Raw genomic sequence first — 17,997 nt, 5'->3', positions numbered from 1 at the left:
GTTCCCGCCTCAGGCATGCGCCAGCGCTGGGAGCAGGCGGTCGTATTCGCGCTTGACCAGCTTGTAGCACTCGCAGGAATGCTTCTCCAGGCCGCAGCGATCCAGCACCGTGATGTGGCCGCGGCTGTGATGGATCAGGCCAAGGTCTTCGAGCTTGCCGGCGGCTTCGGTCACGCCCTCGCGGCGCACGCCGAGCATGTTGGCGATGACCTGCTGCGTGATCACCAGCTCGTTCGAGCTGAGCCGGTCCACCGCCAGCAGCAGCCAGCGGCACAGTTGCTTGTTCAGCGAATGGTGCCGGTTGCAGGCGGCCGTCTGCGCGATCTGCGTGAGCATCGCCTGCACGTAGAGCAGCGTGATCCGTTGCAGCGTGGGAGTGCGCGGCAACTCGCTGCGCAGCAGCCGCGCGGGGACACGGTAGGCCAGGCCCGGGCTGCGCACTTCCACGCGGCAGGGCATGGTGTCGCCGCCGGTCACCACCGGCACGCCGACCAGGCCTTCATTGCCGACCGCGGCGATTTCCACGGTGGCGCCGTCTTCCAGCAAGGACAGCAGCGACACCACCGACGTGGTGGGAAAGTACACATGGACGATGCGCTGCCCCGAATCCGTCAGCAACTCGCCGGCACGCAGGCGCACCAGCTCGATGTGCTGCGCCAGCGATTCCCATTCGCTGCGCGGCAAGGCATTGAGCAGATAGTTGGCATTCAGATCCGAGCGATGCGTGATCATTTCCGTACCCCCCATCCCGTATCCGGGCAAGAATCTACCTGTCGGCGGCTTGTCCCGCCGTGCCGGCGCTTTGCATTGGTGTTCCCTCCCGGACAGGCCTGCCGCGGACCCGCACCCTGCGGCAATGCACCTGACCCGGTGTCTGTATTTAGCGCCATGGATTGCCAATGGGACAGTAGGCAGACGGCTGGTGCGCCGTCATCCATTGGTAGGTCGGCCGGAAAGCGGACATGCAGGGCTGCGTGCTCGCGGCGCCTCCCCGCGCGCAGGCGAAGGCGGAAGGGGGGCCGCTAGGCGGCGTAGCAGGCGGGGTGATCCTGGTTCAGGGCCCAGACCTTGCCGGCGGGCATGACTCCGGGTTGAGACGTATGGCCGCCTTCATGCAAAAGTCGGATGCGCGTTCGCGCACCGGGCGCGAGATGGAACCAGTCCTGCGACGGCCGCAGCACATCGTCCTCGATATGCACCCAGCGCGCGAAATGCGTAGCCGATATCTCCAGCCACCAGTGCCCCGCGTCCTGCCGCACTTCGGCTTGCAGGCCCGCCTGCGGCAGCGCTTGCGCGCGGCGATCGGGCACGTGCGCCGCCTGGCTGAGCGGCGCGCCGCTGCGGGCGTCGGTCAGCGTGGCCAGCACGATATCGCCCATTTCGGGGGAACCGCCGTGCTGCGGCCGCGGCGTCAGCACGAGCGACTGACGCGGCGCCAGCTGCAGCATTTGCATTGACTCGGCGTGTACGTGCATGCCGTTCCGGACCCAGCAAACCCTGAGGCGGATGTCTCGCGCGCTCGCGGTCTCGTTCAGCAGGTCCACGCGGAGGCAGCCCGCGGCATCGGTCCCGAGCAGGACCTGCAGCGGGCGGCTTGCGGCCCGTATCGCATGCCAGGCCGACTTGGGCCGTCCCAGCACATCGATCACACCGGCACCATTGGCCAGCGCCACATCGCGCAGCGCCGGCACCAACGCCAGTCCGGACTGGCCGCCAGCGCGGCGGCAACCGGCGATGAAGTCATTCGCCAGTTCCGCGGCCAGCGCACGCGACAGGCGCAGATAGCGCTGCGGATCCGTGCGGCGCAGCTGCGGCGGATCCACGCCGTACAGCGCGAGCAAGTGCCGGTCGCGTGCATCCTCGGCATCGCACAGCGTGCCGCTCCGGTGCAATACGCCGGCCTTCCAGCGCGGATCGCCAAGCGCTTGCGACAGGCCAAGCGCGTCGAGCGTGCGCGCGCACGGCACAGCTGCGATCTCGGGAAACCATGCGGTGTCGGGCGCTGGCATGCCTTCGCGCCAGAGCAGGATGCCGAGCGCATCGCAGGCGCTGCGCAAATCGGCGGGCGGCGCGCAGTCGCGATCGAGAACCAGCGCGTTCAGGCCAGCTCCGCGCGCAAGGCGCAACCGGTGGCGCGCGGCCAGCGGCGACGAAACGAGCGCAGCCAGCTCGGCGGCGTCCAGGCGTGCGCCCCGGCAGAACACCGGCACATCGTTGATGCGAGGCAAGGGATCGCTTCCCTGCCGGTCGACGCGCACGCTGCGCAAGGCGAGCCGCCCGCAATCGAGCACGTGTCCGCCCGCTTCGGCCAGCACGCGATACTGCGCCGGCTGGCCATGCGTATGGGGCCACCAGAAGCGCGGGGCGTCCACGCGCACATCGGCTTCCAGCGTAAAGGCGTTCTCGCGCAAGAGCGGCGCATGCACGGCGCCATCCGCGTTGCAAAGGCTCAGGCTCGCCTGCGCCGGTGCTTCACGATGCAGATGCAGGCGCAGCGCCACACGGCCCGCGCCATCCTGAAGTCCGGCGCGGAGATCCACCGCGGCATCGGCAAGCGCGTCGCTGCCGCCCAGCTCTAGCATCTCGACGGGTTGCAACAGGCCCACCGCGTGCAGCGGCATGTCCTCGGCCGCGGCATATCCGATGACGCGGGCCGACTGGAAGGCCGGTGCCGTGCGCCAGCACAGCGTGCCGCGCGCCGCATGCAGGCGCGGCACGCTGGCCCGGAAGCACAAGTGCAGGGTGTTGATGCCAGCAAGCTCCACTTCGGCATCACAGGCGTCGCACAGAGCCTGCGGTGCGGCGATCGGGCGCCCGTTCACCCAGGCCTGCGCCGCGCCGGCCAGGCCGCGCAGGCGCAGCAGCCGGCGCCCGGTGCCGGCAAAGCGCAGGCGATACCAGTAATCGTGCCGATGCACCGCTGACGTGGTCTCGCGCCAGCGGCCTGCCACGCGCAAGGCGTCGGCCACGGTGCCCGGCACCGGCGCCGGCAGCCACGCCGCGCGCTCGTCGAGGCAAGCCGGGCTGTCCGCGGCGCCAGGCAGTGTTTCGAGCCACGACCAGTCGCCCGGCACGCGCAGCACTCCGGGCAGCCGCGCATCGCGGCGCCCGCGCGCAGCGATGGCGGGCACTGTCGTCACGTCTTGCTCCCCGCGAAATGCCGCGCCAGTACCGGTACGCAGGCCTGGTAGGAGGCTTCGAGCTGGTCCAGGCAATCTTCGCAGGTGTCGGGCTTGCGGCTGATCACCGCGCGCATCAGCCGGAACTGCATGACCATGGCCTCCGATGCCATCGTGTAGCAGGCCTCGGCGGTCTTGTCGGGCACCGGCTCGCCCTGCGCGACCAGCCAGCGCAGATAACGCGCAAGCAGTTCGAAGTTGGCGCCGAGCTGGCGCAGCACGCCGGCCGCATAGTGATGAAAGCCCGGCTCGCCGCGCGCCATCAGGCGATCGAGATGCTCGGGGAACGCTGCTCGGAAGGTGCTGACCGGATTGTCGGACGGGCGGTTCGCCAGGTGAAAGCGAAAGAGTTCCAGAGAGGCCTTCAGCAACGACGCCTCACTGTGGGTGCAGGGATTGCGGCGCACCACGTCGGCGTGGGTGAAGATCTGGACTTCCGGGTTGCGGGTGCCGGCCACCCGCCCGAACAGCGCGGTGTAGTCTTCGCCGCTGGCCGTGTGATAGCCGTCCGAATGGAAATACCCCACGGCCAGCGCATCGGGAATCATCACGTCGATGCCGATGCATGAAAGCGTGCGCTGTCGATGGTAAGCAGCGCCCGGCGCAGGCGGGAGCTGGCTGCTGTCGACTTCCATCACCACGATATTGCCGCGGCTGGTCTGCGCGGCCACGTGGCTCTCGAGCGAGTCATACAAGGTCAGCGCATGGATGCTCAGGCCGAACAGCCGCTCGAGATCGGCTTCGGGTATCCGGCACTGCGTAAAATGATCCGCTTCAAACGCCTGCCTCACGGTGCAAGGCAGCGCCGCGATCGGTGGCAGGTCCAGGCCATGCAGCAGTTCGATCCACAGATCGACATGGCTGTTGACGTGCGACCAGACCGGATTTCCACCGCGCAATCCCGGACCGCCACGCCCACGCATCTTTGTGTCGCCGTACACCATTGGCCTCCGCGCGTGCCAAGACGTTGCGTTCACGGGCGCGCACGGCCAGGGCTGCACGCGCCAGCGCGCCTGCAGTCGAATGCCCGTGCATCTACTCCTGTCCTGCGCGCCTCCCCCACCGTATCCGCTGCTGCTATGACCGGTCGTGCTGGCGATCATTGCGCGGCGTGTTCACGGCAGTCTGTTGGACGGCGCACAGAGTCCCGCGGGCCTGCGCGCGGCGGGTCGCGAAGGGGTCATCGCATGGCCGCGGCAGGGTTGAAGTAGGAATGAATGCCTGGTGCGCGACCCCGCACGCATGGTGCTTCTGGCGGATGGAGGGCAGGACGGCGATTGCCTATCGTCGATGGGACGTGCAAGCGCTTTACACGGCTTGCACGGTTCAAAGCCCGCATGGTCCCCCGGTCGGCGGGCTTCTTTTTTGGTTCTCTGCCGGGGGATGGGTGGTGGCGACCTGCTGCGGCCTTTGCGACCGGTATTGCATCATTGCCTTCGGCTGCTGTGCGACGCACTGGCCGGCAAGCTTGAGCGGATCGACGTCGCTAACGCCCATCCTCTCTTTCGCAAAGCTCGCGCTGTGACCTCAGCTTACGGAACAAATGATTCCGGGACGCGGTGGCGGTGCTGGGCAATGATGAGAGCCTTGAGGCTGTCCACGCGCAGTCGCGCCTCGCGCTCGCCTGCCTCGCGGGCCGCCTCGGCGGCCGCGAATTCGCAGTCGAATTGCCGGCCATGCAGCTCGCCGCGGTACAGCAGCGGTTCATCGCTTTGCGTGGCCAGCCGGATTTCGAAGCAACATGCCCACTTGCCCCGCCCTTCGCGAACGGCAAAGCCGCGCACGACGAGGAATTCCAGACCGCACTCCATACGACCCCCTTGCACTCCCGCGGCGGCGGCCTCTGAAGCGGGACCAGCTTCTGTCGCGGGCAAATCAAGCATAGCCGCGTTGCGCGCGATTCGCCCTCATCCGGTCGCCGTAGTCCCCACCGGGCAAACGAGGGAGGACAGCGGCGTGCCATCGCCCAGCGTGAGCGCGGTGCGCGGGAAACACTGGCCACCCGCCCAGATCAGCGCCGTGGCGGCGCACACGAGCTCCGCCGATACCGGCGCCGCCAGGCAACCGCTCGCGCCGAGCAACGCGGCATGCAGCATCAGCGAAGCATCGAGCCGGTCGGAGATAACAAGCCAGCGCCGCGGCGCCAGCCTGGCGTGCAGGCGGTCGAGCAGCGCGCGTTGATCGCCTTCGACCCCGCTGCAATCGAGCAGCGCCATGTCGGCGGGGTCTTCGGCTTGTTCGGCAGGAATGCAGTCATCGGCTTCGTCGAGCCATTGCGGCGCGCGCCAGCGGATCGGGCTGGGCAGGCTGAGCGCCTGCAGCCGGCGGGCCAGGACCCGGCACATCACTTCATTGCTGGCAATCAGATAGGTCGACATTGACGGTATGGAGCGGCAGCCCTGGCCGCGGAAGCAATACCACCGTTGGAGAATGGGAGCACGTTGTACGCGCCTGCCCGGCGCGGCAAGCGGGGCGCGCCAGGGCCTTCACTCGAAACGTAGCAACCCGCCGCAACGCCTGCCTCATGCTTTTGGATGAGCCCGGCTCTACAGAAGGATGAGACCGCCCGGCAGCGACTATGCCGCCGCCATGCCCGCGGACATCTGCGGCTGGCCGGCCGTTGGCGGACCGGCCCAGTTGAGCGTGGCACCGCGCTGGAGTGCGACGTAGACCGCTTCCCCCTTGTTGCGCACGTGCAGCCGCTGGTACAGCGTGCACGCATGCGTCTTGGCGGTGGCGACCGAGATGTTGAGGATCCGGCTGACGGTCTTGATCGGATAGCCGCGCGCAAGCAGTGCGAGCACCTCGTACTGCCGCTCGGTGATGTTGAGCAGGTGCGCGCCGGCGGACGGTGTTTCGTAGCCGCCTACATGCGACAGCGACACGGTGCGCGGTGCGGGCTGTGCCGATTCCACGTGGGTGCCTGTCGCCGGCAAACCATGGCCGCGTTGCAGGGCCACGACGTTGCGGGCCTCGCCGGCCGCCGCGTCGGACAGCATGCCGTGAGTCATCGGCACATCGGTCATGGCTGCGGCGCTTTCCATCTGGATGCGGGACGGGAAACACTCGCCACCGGCCAGCACCAGGCGCACCGCTGCGTCCAGCGCCTCGGCACTGCTGTGCTTGTGCATGCAGCCACGCACGGACTCGGGCAAGCCGGTGGTGGCCAGCGCAGCGGCCGGGGATTCGGCCAGCACCAGCACGCGCTGCGGCTGCAGGCACTCGCACAGTTGGGCCAGCTGATGGCAGCCGCTGCCGGGGTCGGACGGCAGTCCGAACACCAGCAGGTCTGCGCCATGCAGCCAGAGGTCAGATTCAATGGGCGCCAGCGGATCGATATCGATCAGGTCCCCGGGGATGTGTGCTTGCGCCAGCAGATGGCGCAGCCCCAGGCGCAACAGTGGATGAGGCTCGATCAAGAGGATGGTGGCCATGGCCGCTCTCTTTTCTTGTAGCGGCAAGCGCGAACCCTGCGACAACCCGCACTTGCGGTCGGAAAATGCCTCGCTATCCTGCGGGATGCATTTTCCCTACGATCCGACAGCGCTCCAGCCCCTTCAGCGTACCCGTCCGGCCTGCTGATGGTCCCTTCGCTTGGAGATGTTGAATCGCCCCGTTTGCGTCTATCCGACGCTTATCAAACCCGATGGCGTTCTTCGACGCCATTGAACTCAGATGTAAAATTTCGTAACTCTGGTAACCAGCATATGAAAGGGGTTGGAGGAAAGCAAGACTGCTCCGGACGGAGCGGGTTTTCCCCATGGTCAATTTTCATGATGCGCGCGGGGAAGGATATGTGGTGTCATCGTCTCGTTGAGAGACGTGCTGTGCAGAATGCGTTATATCAATGACGGGTTCGCGAGTATGACGACCCCCGATCGGGGGGTGCGGTGGCATGAGTTTGAGGGCGGCTCCCCGCTGAAGAGGGGGGTGTGGATGAGCATGAAATGTCGCGCTCAGGCTACTTAGATGATCGCCTCGCCGCGTACCAAGCACGACCAGCAAGTCATCACCACAGCCCAGAGGCTTGGTGACGGTCCCGAGACAAATGCGATCCGTCTTATCGATTCACGATCCGCAACACGCGACGCTTGTCCGAACTGCAATGCGAACGATCCGAGGCCAGCTTCAGCGTGTTTTGCCTGCTCGGCCTGCTGAAGGCTCAGCTCGATTCTGTACTCGATGAAACGGGACTTCCCACCTGATCAACCTTGCCGGCGCCGGGCAGCATGGCTTCCAGCGTGGCCAGCGTATCGGCTTCCTCGATCGGCTTGTCGGTGCGCCAGCGCAGCATGCGCGGAAAGCGCACCGCAATACCGCTCTTGTGCCGCCCGCTTCGGGCGATGCCCTCAAAGCCCAGCTCGAATACCTGCGTCGGCTCCACGCTGCGGACGGGGCCGAACTGCTCCACCGTGGTCCGTCGCACGATGGCGTCGACCGCGCGCATCTCTTCATCGGTCAGGCCGGAATACGCCTTGGCGAACGGCACCAGCGTGCGGCCCGGCGTGCCGGGCGGCGCGCTCCAGACCGCAAAGGTGAAATCGGTATAAAGGCTGGCGCGCCGGCCGTGCCCCCGCTGCGCGTAGACCAGCACGGCGTCGACCGAGTACGGGTCGATCTTCCACTTCCACCAGACGCCCACATCCTTGGTACGTCCCGCGCCATAGGCCGCGCTGGCAGCCTTGAGCATAAAGCCCTCCACGCCGAGATCGCGCGAGGCCTCGCGCAGCCTGGCGAAGTGCGGCCAGTCATCGGCCTGGACCAGCGGGCTCAGTTCCAGCGACGGATGCACATGCCGGGCGATGACCTGGTCCAGCTGCGCACGGCGTTGGGCCTGCGGCCGCGAACGCCAGTCCTCGCCCTGCCATTCGAGCACGTCATAGGCCATCAGGATGGCGGGCGCTTCGCGCAGCAGCTTTGCATTCAGCGTCTTGCGGCCGATGCGCTGCTGCAGCAGCGCAAAGGGCTGCACGCGGCCCTGCTGCCAGATCACGATCTCGCCATCCAGCACGGTGCCGTCGGGCAGCGCCGCAGCCGCGTCGACGATCTCGGGGAAACGCTCCGTAATCAGTTCCTCGCCGCGCGACCACAGCCAGGTCTGGCTGCCACGGCAAACGAGCTGCGCACGGATGCCATCCCACTTCCATTCGACCAACCAGTCTTCGGGCGCGCCCAGCACAGCGTCGAACTGCTCCAGCGGCGCCTGCAGCGGATGCGCGAGGAAGAACGGGTAGGGCTGGCCACCGGCCCGCAGCGCGCGATCGTCTTCGCCTTCCGATGCGATCAACGCCTGGAATCGTGCCGGGTCGGGCCGCGCCGACAAGTCCGTGTAGCCGACCATGCGCTCGGCCACGCGCTTGGGATCGATGCCCGCCACCTCGCCCAATGCGCGCGTCACCAGCAGCCGCGATACGCCCACGCGGAACGCACCGGTGATCAGCTTGAACAGCACCAGCCTGCCGTGCGCGTCGAGCGGCCGCCACAGTGCGTCCAGACGCGGTATCAAGGCTTCAGGCGGCAACCCGCGCAGCGGCAGCAGGCGCTGCTCGACCCATTCGGCCAGGCCGGCGCGGTCGGCATCCGTCGGGTCCGGCAGCAGCAGCGCGATGGTCTCGGCCAGGTCGCCGACGGCCTGGTAGCTTTCCTCGAACAGCCAGTCCGGCAGGTCGGCGGCCTGGCGCGCCAGCTCGCGCAGCATCGACACCGGCACGATCTGCCGCGGCTTGCCACCGGCCAGGAAGTAGACCGCCCAGGCGGCGTCCTGCGGCGGCGCCGCGCGCAGGTAGTCCACCAGCGCAGCCAGCCGCGCCTTCGTCGAGGTGGTGCCGTCGAGCGCGGCGTAGAGCTCGGCGAAGGCCTTCATGGCAACGCTGGCTCGCCGTCGGCGACCGACTCCGCTTGGGCCTCGGTGCGCACGGAATCGTCGTCATCGCCGAATTCAGTCTCGAAGGCCTGCGCCTGCCAGCCGCGCTCGCTCAGGTAGCGCACCATCACCGGCACGTTGCCGTGGGTCACGATGATGCGCTTCGCGCCGGTGGCATCGATTGCCTGCAGCAGCCCGGGCCAGTCGGCATGGTCGGACAGCGCGAAGCCGCGGTCCACGCCACGGCGGCGGCGCGTGCCGCGCAGTTGCATCCAGCCACTGGCGAAGGCATCGGAGGCATCGCCAAAGCGGCGCAGCCACGGCGAGCGCTGCGCCGAGGGCGGTGCCACCACCAGGGCCTGCCGCAGCAGCGGGCTGCGCGGCGGCAGGTCGGTGGCCACCGACATCGGCGGCAGCGCCACGCCCGCTTCGGCATAGGCGGCGTTGAGCATGGCCAGCGCGCCATGGACGATCACCGGCCCGGGCAGGCTGTCCGCGCCGGCGTGGCGCAGCAAGCCGTGCAGGATGCGCTGCGCCTTGCCGAAGGTGTAGGCGTAGACGATGCTGGCGCGCCCCGCCTGCGCGTTGGCCTGCCACCAGTGGAAGATCTCCGCCATCAGCGCCGCCTGCGGGGGCCAGCGGTAGACCGGCAGGCCGAAGGTGCTTTCGGTAATGAAGGTGTCGCAAGGCACGGGCTCGAACGGGTCGCACGTGCCATCCGCCTCGAGCTTGTAGTCGCCCGAGGCCACCCACACCTGGCCGGCATATTCGAGCCGCACCTGCGCGGAACCTAGCACATGCCCGGCCGGATGCAGGCTCAGCGTGACGCCGTGGTGGATGATGCGCTGGCCGTAGGGCAAGGTGTCGAGCGGGATGTTGGGCAGCCGTGCCAGCAGCACGCCGCACCCGGGCTCGGCACACAGGTAGTGCGCGTGCCCCGGGCGAGCATGGTCGGAATGGGCGTGGGTGATGACCGCGCGGTCCACCGGACGCCAGGGATCGATATAGAAATCGCCGGGCGGGCAGTAGAGGCCTTCCGGGCGGGCGACGATGAGATCGCCGCCGCGTGGCGTGTCGGTGGGAAGCGGTCGGGGTGGGTCCAAGCGTGCCTCCTGATGCGCTGCGGCCGGCAGGCGGTCGCGATACCCCGCAGCGGGGGACCAGGGCATCATACGTCGAGGGACCGAAGGGAATGAAGGCGGCTGAGGATGATTATTGTGTCGGTGGGCGCCGACAAATGGTTCGGCCGTGCCCGGCGCCAGGTCAGAACGTTTTTTTCTTTACATGCCAAGCCACGCTAGCACTCGACGTTGTGGCAGATGCGAAACCGATCGTGAATGTCGTGGATGATACGGCCGCGATATACGGCCTGGCGTTCGCTGCCTCCCGGTTGGTGGCCGTCAATGCAATTTCGCTCTTGGCCGGTGTATAGCTCAAGCCATGCTTCACCATCACCGAAGATGAATCTGCAGCGGCCATTGCCTCGCCACTTCCTTCGGTAGCGAACCCCAGGTTGCCTTCAACCCTGGCGAACAAGGTAGATATCCGCATCCCCCCGGTATCATTTCGGCTTACGCTGTTGCTGCTTTCACCGTCCGCCGACTCAATGATTGCCGTCGTGGCAGGCGAGCCCGCCCCTCGAGCCAGCGTGTTCTCGTTAACCTGGAAGCGCGTGCAGCCAGCGAAATCGATCCCAAAACGTCTAAAGAATGAAATCGTACAGTGCACCAGGAATCCAGATGCCACGCCTCGCAGCCTGATGCAATCAGCGCCGGCATCGTTCGAATGGTTCAGTGCTGAAATAAAGCCAATCTTGAGGTTTCTCGTGGGGTCGCCGTTGCCAGCCAGGCTGACGTCCAACGCGGGATTGGATTTCCCCCCGCGAAGCTGGCGACTTGACAGGTAGCACCCACCGTTGATCTCGACGCCATCAACCCCACGCAGCAATACGGGGGCATCACAATAATCAATGACCGCCCCCCCGGTGATCGTTACCAGATCAGTTCCCTGGGAATAGACGCCGATCGCACAGCCGATGGCGGCACCGCCATTGATGATCAGACCAGCAGAATAAGGGCTGTAGTCACCGTCATCATTGACCATATACGCCGTATTCTTCCAATTACAGCCTATAAGCTGCGTGTTGACTGTCCTGACACGGTAAACCCCCTTGTTGCCAAACGCACCGTCGAAGGAACACCCAACTAGCGTCCCCTCGCGCACCCCATCGAGATACACGCCGTAGTCGGCATTCATGAAATTGACGCCGACCAGCAAGAAATCATCGTATTGAGTCGTGCTGGTGCCGGTCACCCACCTGATGCCGATACCCCGCCCGGTGAAATTGCCACCGCAGATCGTCAGCTTCTTTCCGTGATCGCTTTTCCGTATGGCTCCTTTGCCTTCCATGGCACATATGATTTCGGCCCCGTACGCGATGACCGTGACCGCCTTTCCGGAAAGGTCCACCTCCGTCAGCCTGTAGCGACCGCCGGCCGGAAACACCAACGTACCGCCATCCCTGACCCCCGCCACGGCAGCCACGACGGCAGCGGTGTCATCGGCAACACCATCTCCCCGCGCACCGAACCGCCTTACGCTCGTCGGTTCGTCTCCCGGACGATGCGAGGCAGAGCGATCCTCAGTGCCTGCGAGACCTGTTTGCCACCGGAGCAGCGAAGCACCGATGCCCGTTGCAAGCCCTCCGAGAAGAATCCTCCGCCTTTGACTCATATCGTGGCAACTCCATACTCATTTGCCATCGCCCCAGCGCGGCTCTTTTGCTTGAAGCGCAGGCGGGAGAGCACAAGTATTTTCATGGCCGGTTCGCCCGCATCAATATATCGCCGAGATCTCCAATCAGCATGCGATAGCCCATCAATGTATTGCGCGCATCATCAATTTTTCCGGCGATTAGCAGAAAGCCTATGCGACTTAACGGTTCCAGGCAAAGCGTCACAAAAACCAACGTCCACGCGGGCATCCGCCTGAAATGCTTGAACCCGTAAAGCAAGCGGCTACGCAGGGAGTAAAACAAGCGATGTCCCTTTACCTGTTGCGAGGTGCCGCCACCGGCGTGAAACGCCTGGACGTCGGCTATATACATGCTCCGGAATCCGGCTTGAAGGGCGCGTAGCGATAAATCAACTTCCTCGAAGTAAACAAAGAACCGTTCGTCAAATCCGCCCAGTGCCACGAACAGGTCACGACGCATCAAGAAGAATGCACCTATCACCTGGTCTACCTGCCTGTTCGAATCGTGCGGCCATTCCACCATGGCCTGCGTCCATCGCCGGAGGCCCGGAAGGCGATTGAGACCGGTGGCGTTGGCAAAGAAAGATGCCACCGTCGGAAAACGCGAGCAACTGCGCGCCACTTGATTGTTCTCGTCCACGAGTGAAACACCGACAATCCCCACGTCCGCCGCCCCGGGTTCCTTAAGGTAAGTCAACGGTACATGCAAAGAACCGGCAAATAATCTCGCATCCGGATTCAAGAAGAGCACAAACTCTGCCTCGGCAAGCGCCGCGCCTTGATTACAGGCCGCACCAAAGCCGCGATTTCTGGTGTTAACTATTACCTTTACATCAAAAGGCGAATTGGATGCCGCCGCTTCCGCCAGCGAAAGCGAATCGTCACTTGACGCGTTGTCGACAACAATTACCGACCTGACCAGTCCGCCGTGATGCTGCACAATACTTGCGATGGCATCCGAAAGTTGCCCTCGGCTATTCCAGTTCACCAGAACAATATCAAGCATGACCGAGCCCTCCCTTGTTCCACCTGAATCGGTTCGGCGTCATAAAGAGCCAATACCAGAACCAGACCTGAATCCAGGTTGACAGCAATGAAAAATACTGGTCTTGGAAGAACTGCATCACCAACGGGTACACCGACGCAGAGTAATAAAAGATCCAGACTCCACCACTCGAGCGCGCTTTCCTATACAACCAGAAGTGCAAAATCAGGAACACCGGTGGAATTAGCACGCCAAGGTACGAAAAGTCGCGGAAGTAAACCTCGTACACCGTATACACATTGGTTGGATCCGGGACGAACGCATACCCTTTCATCAAGGATACGGGGGCCATATCTGAAAGGCCCAACGCATATTGAATGGAGATAAACAGGCGAAACGTATTTTCGCCCCAGCTTAGATCCGGACTCCACTCCACAAGGCGGGAAAACGCAAGAAGCGGACCAATTGTGTAGCCCCGCAAACTTTCGAGAAAAGACGTCGCGTTTTCCGCGACGCCGTCATCCGCGGAAATTCCTTTGGCAGTCATCGTCGTCACGAATATCAATAGCGTAGTGAATACTACTAACGCGATTAATAATCCCCGCATACGAATTGCGCCGACGGTCATCAACGGAACCAGAGCCAGACACAAAAAGAACAAGATATAGGTCCGGCCGGTGCTGAGGTAGCAGTAACATAGGCTCACCGCAAAGGAAAGGCACAGGCGACCAGCTCCCAAATTTGACTGGCGGTAGAGAAATATTGATACGGAAGTAGTTGCAAAGGAAAGTACCCACAGGTATGCCAATATCCCGTAGCCTTGTCCGTCCTCAGTCATCCCCGCACGGAGCGTTATATAACCCACGACAGTAAAAACGCTCTCCCCATCCGCAATTTCCGTAGCTCGCCCGTAGACGAGCGGGAGGGCAATGATCGCCACTAGTTGCGCGATGTCAATAAATCTGTTTTTTTTCGCAATGACCCCGTGCCGCCAGACTCTTGCGCTCTCCCTCCGGAGTCGCAGATGGCACCAGAACATAATAAGCAATGCAAGAAGCTTTGCCGTCAGGATAAGAAGGACAAATTCCGTTGATACCGGGATGAAGCTATCCCGCGACAGATAATATCCAAGGAGCAGGGAGAACCAAAGGAAGAAGTAGATCTGGAATGGATTCCCAAACCCCAATTGTCGCCGACTCGCTGCCAGCAACCCCGCCAACGTAACGAGCAGCAATACCTCAAACATTCCGCACCCTAGAATAGTATGCTAACGCGCTGGCGTCGAAGATCATACGCCCCACCCACGCCCAAGCGGCACCATGAATACCGTATCTATCGAGGAGAAAATATAGCGCGACAACGAAAATCGGCAGTTCGATGACATGCAATGTCGCAGTCAGATTGGCTCGCCCACCGGCCTGAATCAGCGCGTAAAACATGGAGCCAATCGCATTGGCAAAGACTCCGAGACACAGGACTTGACCGATTGCAATCGATTCGGGTTTCAGATGACCCTTTATCCACCACAAGAGCACCTCAGGCAGCAGCAAGGCCATTAATATGCTCACCACCGCCATTAATCCGACCATGATGAACAACCAGCGACGAAAATAGGGGCGCCACTCGCCAGGATGCTCATGCATCAATCGGCTCAGAGTCGGGAACATTACCGACGATACCGAGCTTACCAATATCAGGCTCTGCGTCACCATCTCATAAGGCAAAACATAGACCGTCACTGCCGCAGCAGAGATGACCGAGGCAATAACAAAGCGATCTGCCTGGACCAGGATCGGGCTTACTATGCTACTGACGGTGACCCATCCGCCGAAAGCGAACAACGACCGGGCGATTTTCGGAGAATAGACTCCCTTATATGCGACTCCACCATTCCGCATGCATCGGGCAGCCAGGTAGTCAAATGCGAACAAAGCAAGAACCCTGCTGACTACTAGCGTTGCAATCAGCCACGGAAGCTGATTGGTATAGAGTGTCACCAGGTACGGTCCGCCAAAATTGATGACGCCGAGTCCCGCGCGCAATAAGCTAATACCTTTGAAGTTCAGGAAGGCTTCGTTCATCCCGCGATAGGTGGCACTCATCGCCTGGGCCGGTAGCGCGATCGCTAGCAATATCATGGCCGAGCGGATCTCAAGCGGGGGCGTACCATGCGCATCGATCCAGGCGTATCCACCCAGCAACGCGGTCGCCGCAACCAAAATGCCACCAACCAGCCCAGCCAGGAGAGTAATGCGACGGGCTGTCGCCAGCACGTGCGGTATATCTGCCAGATTGTTTGCGCCCCGCAAACTGGATACCAACTGCGTCAGTGCACGGCCGATCCCGAGATCCAGCGCGCCCGCATAGCCGATCAATCCCCATGCCAGCGCTAGCAACCCAAACCGTTCGTTTCCGAGCTTCTGTATGAGTTGTGGGACCGTGACAGCGGCGACGAGTAATGGGAGCGCCAATCCAGCCAGATTCCAGGAAATATGGGATAGCCGCATGATCTACACGATCTCAATCTGAGGTCGAGCCTGGCAATGTCCGGCCAGGGTCTGAACGCGGCTTCATCCTGCCCACCAGCCATCGACCTACCAGTGCGGAATATTTCGGCTCGGTTTCGACATAGCGTTGAAGATCATCGGCCGCGCTCCCGACCGCTAGGCGCAAGAGCGGGATTTCACGGCCGCGCCCCAACGCCAAGGTGGCGATCAGCGGGCGCTGCGCAACCAGGGCGCCGGAGAGACGCTCGAAATCGATCGCAGCGTCCAGTGGCCGTGCCGGCGGCGCGAAGGCAAGGTCGTGGTTCATTGATGTGTCGGGATAGAGGTAACGTCTTTCAGCCAAGCCGCCAACTAGGAAGCAACGGCGCCGGCCATGCTTCGTTGAAAGTGGCCGGAGTGCCCGCCTTGAATGACGCCCTGATCAGAGCGCATTGCAGAATGCAGAGCGCTCGCAAATCTCCGCGGCAATGACAATCCTCAGCATCAGACACGATGCTTGAACGTGTGAGCGATCCGGACAGACGGATGGTTTGGCGTCTTACCCGGTTTCAAGAATTATCGGCGGCGCTGGCAGCGTCAGGGCGTATCTATGTGCGGCAACCCATATATGTGTTTCGCCGGAGCCGCATCGACGTCGCTAGACGTCTGCTTGGCGGCAGCGCCTGGCTCGCCTTTCATGGCGACGTCAACAACCGTTCATGGCGATGCAGGAGCGCTGACAATTGCGCCCCCGCTAGCTCGTCGAGCAAGTCGTGATCCCGCGCGTTCAGCATGGACGTCAGTGAGGCGTAGTCGTCCATTGCCGGCCCGTCCGTGCGGCGAATATCGAGCATTTCGCCCCGGCGTTCGATTTCTGCGATCCGGAATGCACACGCAGAAATGGGTACGCTTTCGCTCTCGCGACCTTCGCCCGGAACTGGCGCAAGCCCCGTAGCCGGCTGGCAAGCTAGCGAAGGGGGCCTGCCGCACAGTCCGAAATCACAGGTTCGAGCCAATAAAGTGTGGTGGCTCGCACAAAAATAATTTACATTAACTTTGATGCCGCAAAAGTGGCCTGCTCGGAATCCACTTTGAATAAAGTTGTTATAGTTCAGTCACTTAGGTAAGAACCGAGGATGAGCGAAGATCACGGCGCATCGGCCGCCACCAAGCTGACCCGGACGGAATTCGCCGTTGTGCGCGCCTATGCGCAAGGCATGCGGCCGGTCGACATCGCCAACCGCTACCTGTCCGATCCGGACGATGACGACGCGCTGACCGAGAGCCAGGCCATCGCGCGGATCCTCGCGCTGCGGGACCGCCTCGTCCAGTTTGCCTTGCAGCATGACCGCCCGGACATCGCGGAGATGTTCGAGGCGCTGCGCGGGCGGTCCGACGTGGGCATGACGCGCCGGGTCGATGCACTCTCGTCGCTGGAAGGATTAGGGCAGGGTCGGCCGGCCTCGGGGCACGAAGTCGGACTGTGGTTCGGCCCAAGCCTGGCACGCCGTCTCGCCGCCGCTGGCATTCACAAGATTTCCGATCTCGCCAGCCTCGCCAATGCCCGCGGCAGTAGTTGGTGGCGCGCGGTGCCACGAATTGGCCCGAAGTCGGCGGAGGTCATTACACGATGGTTGATCGAGCAACGCAAAGCGGAAAAAGATAACAATACGGCACTTATTGGGGCACATATCGTGCCGCCTTCCGAGGTCTTCCAGCGCCCCGCCATCGTGCCGCTTCCATTGGGTCCACACATGGCGTACCCGGTACCGCTTGAACATATGCAGGAGCCGCCGTTGGGCCAGCCTGCCCCGGACGCGGCGGGATCGGACCTGGAGCGCGTCCGGCAATGGCTCGACGCCAAGCCGAGGTCACCCCATACGCGAAGCAGTTACCGAAAGGAAGCCGAACGGCTACTGCTCTGGCTGGCGAGAGAGCGTCTGCAGCTGGCAGATCTCACAGTGGAATCGTTGCAAAGATATGTAGCCTTTCTGCGGGCACCCGAGCCGGCCGCGTTCTGGTGTGGGCCGGCCAGCCCACGGGATCGCGTCCATTGGCGGCCTTTCGAGGGACCACTGCGCGCCAGTTCGCAGACGGCGGCACTGAGGGTGATTCGTGCCATGTTGAAGTCGCTGTCGATGGCAAAGGCGTTCGGGGGCAGCATCGATCTCGTCGACACGCCAGCTATCAGCGCTAGTGTCGCCGTCGAGCCACATGGACGTAGTGCGCTCGCGCGCAGTGACATCGACGAATTCCTGGACTGGCTGGGCACGCAAGGTGAGTCAAAGTGGCAGGCAGCGTTCGCTGCCGCCTTGCTGGTCCGGGACGGATTCAGGCTCGGCGAGCTTGCCAGCATTCCCTGCGACGCGCTGCAAACGGAAGGTTCTGAAGCTTGCCTGCGTTGGCATGACGCGAAGGCACGATCTCGCGCCTTGGCCCCGGATACGCTTGCCGCGTTGCGGAAGCATTGGGTACGGCGCGGCCTGACGGAGTCCCCGCCCCGTGGCGCGGCGCTTCTGGGGCCGACCGATTATCCGCCGACTCGCCGAGGCGCCGCGAAGCGCCTGGCGGGGTCCGCGGCCGGCTATGGAGCCAGCGGTCTCGATCAGTTGTTGCGGGCCGCGTGGAAGACCTACGCGAGCACGCAGGCGAAGACATTGCCCGCGTTCACACCTAGACAGATTCGTTCCGCGGCAGTGTGAAGGCGCAGGGAACGCCATCAAGGGGCCC

Annotated in this window: 14 protein-coding genes; 1 reads left to right on the top strand and 13 read right to left on the bottom strand. The window is 63.5% G+C overall.

What is annotated here, in order from left to right; translation table 11 throughout:
* Positions 1 to 9 precede the first annotated feature (9 nt).
* From AC3FKG_RS05070 to AC3FKG_RS05010, 13 genes are all read right to left on the bottom strand, one after another.
* Positions 10 to 732: a Crp/Fnr family transcriptional regulator gene (locus tag AC3FKG_RS05070; RefSeq protein WP_483712814.1), complete on the bottom strand. Its 723-nt coding sequence runs from the start codon at positions 730 to 732 to the stop codon at positions 10 to 12.
* A gap of 290 nt (positions 733 to 1,022) precedes the next feature.
* Positions 1,023 to 3,140, bottom strand: a complete 2,118-nt coding sequence (locus AC3FKG_RS05065) for a glycoside hydrolase family 2 protein (RefSeq protein ID WP_488742567.1) — start codon at positions 3,138 to 3,140, stop codon at positions 1,023 to 1,025.
* Positions 3,137 to 4,120: a DUF1839 family protein gene (locus tag AC3FKG_RS05060; RefSeq protein ID WP_483712817.1), complete on the bottom strand. Its 984-nt coding sequence runs from the start codon at positions 4,118 to 4,120 to the stop codon at positions 3,137 to 3,139. Before AC3FKG_RS05060 ends, AC3FKG_RS05065 begins: the two co-directional genes overlap by 4 nt.
* A gap of 591 nt (positions 4,121 to 4,711) precedes the next feature.
* Positions 4,712 to 4,990 (bottom strand): hypothetical protein, encoded by a 279-nt coding sequence (locus tag AC3FKG_RS05055; protein WP_483714426.1) that lies wholly within the window; start codon positions 4,988 to 4,990, stop codon positions 4,712 to 4,714.
* Positions 4,991 to 5,086: 96 nt separating this feature from the next.
* Positions 5,087 to 5,557: a DNA-binding response regulator gene (locus AC3FKG_RS05050; protein WP_483712818.1), complete on the bottom strand. Its 471-nt coding sequence runs from the start codon at positions 5,555 to 5,557 to the stop codon at positions 5,087 to 5,089.
* A gap of 198 nt (positions 5,558 to 5,755) precedes the next feature.
* Complete coding sequence (locus AC3FKG_RS05045) at positions 5,756 to 6,613, bottom strand: response regulator transcription factor (RefSeq protein WP_483712819.1); 858 nt, start codon at positions 6,611 to 6,613, stop codon at positions 5,756 to 5,758.
* Positions 6,614 to 7,341: 728 nt separating this feature from the next.
* Entirely contained in the window at positions 7,342 to 9,042 is a 1,701-nt protein-coding gene (locus AC3FKG_RS05040) for an ATP-dependent DNA ligase (protein ID WP_488742566.1), read from the bottom strand.
* On the bottom strand, positions 9,039 to 10,145 hold the full coding sequence (locus tag AC3FKG_RS05035; protein ID WP_488742565.1) for a ligase-associated DNA damage response exonuclease: 1,107 nt from the start codon (positions 10,143 to 10,145) through the stop codon (positions 9,039 to 9,041). Before AC3FKG_RS05035 ends, AC3FKG_RS05040 begins: the two co-directional genes overlap by 4 nt.
* Positions 10,146 to 10,305: 160 nt before the next feature.
* Complete coding sequence (locus AC3FKG_RS05030) at positions 10,306 to 11,586, bottom strand: hypothetical protein (protein ID WP_488742564.1); 1,281 nt, start codon at positions 11,584 to 11,586, stop codon at positions 10,306 to 10,308.
* A 271-nt stretch (positions 11,587 to 11,857) separates the two neighbouring features.
* Positions 11,858 to 12,802, bottom strand: a complete 945-nt coding sequence (locus AC3FKG_RS05025; RefSeq protein WP_488742563.1) for a glycosyltransferase family 2 protein — start codon at positions 12,800 to 12,802, stop codon at positions 11,858 to 11,860.
* Positions 12,795 to 14,027: an O-antigen polymerase gene (locus AC3FKG_RS05020; RefSeq protein WP_488742562.1), complete on the bottom strand. Its 1,233-nt coding sequence runs from the start codon at positions 14,025 to 14,027 to the stop codon at positions 12,795 to 12,797. Before AC3FKG_RS05020 ends, AC3FKG_RS05025 begins: the two co-directional genes overlap by 8 nt.
* Positions 14,020 to 15,288, bottom strand: coding sequence for a flippase (locus AC3FKG_RS05015; RefSeq protein ID WP_488742561.1), 1,269 nt, complete (start codon positions 15,286 to 15,288; stop codon positions 14,020 to 14,022). The genes AC3FKG_RS05020 and AC3FKG_RS05015 overlap by 8 nt, the downstream gene beginning before the upstream one ends.
* Before the next feature lie 13 nt (positions 15,289 to 15,301).
* Entirely contained in the window at positions 15,302 to 15,595 is a 294-nt protein-coding gene (locus tag AC3FKG_RS05010) for a hypothetical protein (protein ID WP_488742560.1), read from the bottom strand.
* An 808-nt stretch (positions 15,596 to 16,403) separates the two neighbouring features.
* Between AC3FKG_RS05010 and AC3FKG_RS05005 the strand changes: the two genes are divergently transcribed.
* A complete protein-coding gene (locus AC3FKG_RS05005) occupies positions 16,404 to 17,969 on the top strand; it encodes a phage integrase family protein (protein ID WP_488742559.1) in 1,566 nt (521 codons plus the stop codon).
* Positions 17,970 to 17,997: the final 28 nt, after the last annotated feature.

Source organism: Cupriavidus sp. 22TCCZM04-2 (assembly GCF_057798895.1).
The sequence above is the reverse complement of the archived record's forward strand: the minus strand, read 5'-3'. Positions and strand labels throughout refer to the sequence as shown.

Bases quoted from the DNA above. Each gene is read 5' to 3' on its own strand.
- AC3FKG_RS05020 (WP_488742562.1), bottom strand. From the start codon at position 14,027: ATGTTTGAGGTATTGCTGCTCGTTACGTTGGCGGGGTTGCTGGCAGCG.
- AC3FKG_RS05070 (WP_483712814.1), bottom strand. From the start codon at position 732: ATGATCACGCATCGCTCGGATCTGAATGCCAACTATCTGCTCAATGCC.
- AC3FKG_RS05040 (WP_488742566.1), bottom strand. From the start codon at position 9,042: ATGAAGGCCTTCGCCGAGCTCTACGCCGCGCTCGACGGCACCACCTCG.
- AC3FKG_RS05055 (WP_483714426.1), bottom strand. From the start codon at position 4,990: ATGGAGTGCGGTCTGGAATTCCTCGTCGTGCGCGGCTTTGCCGTTCGC.
- AC3FKG_RS05005 (WP_488742559.1), top strand. From the start codon at position 16,404: ATGAGCGAAGATCACGGCGCATCGGCCGCCACCAAGCTGACCCGGACG.
- AC3FKG_RS05015 (WP_488742561.1), bottom strand. From the start codon at position 15,288: ATGCGGCTATCCCATATTTCCTGGAATCTGGCTGGATTGGCGCTCCCA.
- AC3FKG_RS05045 (WP_483712819.1), bottom strand. From the start codon at position 6,613: ATGGCCACCATCCTCTTGATCGAGCCTCATCCACTGTTGCGCCTGGGG.
- AC3FKG_RS05050 (WP_483712818.1), bottom strand. From the start codon at position 5,557: ATGTCGACCTATCTGATTGCCAGCAATGAAGTGATGTGCCGGGTCCTG.
- AC3FKG_RS05010 (WP_488742560.1), bottom strand. From the start codon at position 15,595: ATGAACCACGACCTTGCCTTCGCGCCGCCGGCACGGCCACTGGACGCT.
- AC3FKG_RS05025 (WP_488742563.1), bottom strand. From the start codon at position 12,802: ATGCTTGATATTGTTCTGGTGAACTGGAATAGCCGAGGGCAACTTTCG.